This window comes from Streptomyces sp. SID12501, from assembly GCF_010550245.1.
Classification (GTDB): Bacteria; Actinomycetota; Actinomycetes; order Streptomycetales; family Streptomycetaceae; genus Streptomyces.
Genome location: NZ_JAAGLU010000293.1, coordinates 1 through 587, shown reverse-complemented (window position 1 = coordinate 587; position 587 = coordinate 1). Strand labels below are relative to the sequence as shown.

The following is a 587-nucleotide window of genomic DNA, read 5'->3' as shown; positions in this document are numbered from 1 at the left end:
AGTCCGAGACGTGGACGACCCGCACGCCGGTCAGGCCTCCGCGGGGACGACGGCGTCGATGCGCGCCGCCGCGTCGCGGTGCACGCGGCGCTCGAGCACGAACGACATGACCGGCACGACGCCCGCGAGCGCCATCGTCACGAGCCGCCCGAGCCGCCAGCGCAGCGTCGACCACAGGTCGAAGACCGTGACGAGGTACACGACGTACACCCAGCCGTGCACCATCGCGATGATCCGCGCGGCCTCGGACCGCGGGTCGCCCTCGACGTTGAACCCGGGGACCTGCAGGACGTACTTGAGGACCATCTCGACGCACAGCAGCAGCAGCATCACGCCCGTGACCCACGCCATGACGCGGTAGCGCCGCAGCGAGCCGCGGGCCTTGCGGGCCCACGCGGCCACCTCGGGCGCGGGCGCCGCGGCGGTGGTCGGGACGGGGCCGTTCGCCTCGGTGCTCACGCTGGTCCTCTCGTCGTCGCCGGTCACTCCCACTCGATCGTGCCCGGCGGCTTGCTCGTGACGTCGAGCACGACGCGGTTGACCTCGGGCACCTCGTTGGTGATGCGCGTGGAGATCGTCGCGAGCAC

At 72.4% G+C, this 587-nt stretch carries 2 protein-coding genes; both read right to left on the bottom strand.

Annotated features, from left to right (window positions below):
• Positions 1 to 30 precede the first annotated feature (30 nt).
• Positions 31 to 459: a DUF3817 domain-containing protein gene (locus G3I71_RS45825; RefSeq protein WP_343243290.1), complete on the bottom strand. Its 429-nt coding sequence runs from the start codon at positions 457 to 459 to the stop codon at positions 31 to 33.
• A 23-nt stretch (positions 460 to 482) separates the two neighbouring features.
• Positions 483 to 587, bottom strand: a 105-nt coding sequence (locus G3I71_RS45820) for a hypothetical protein (protein ID WP_164324869.1), incomplete at its 5' end; no start/stop codon positions are given.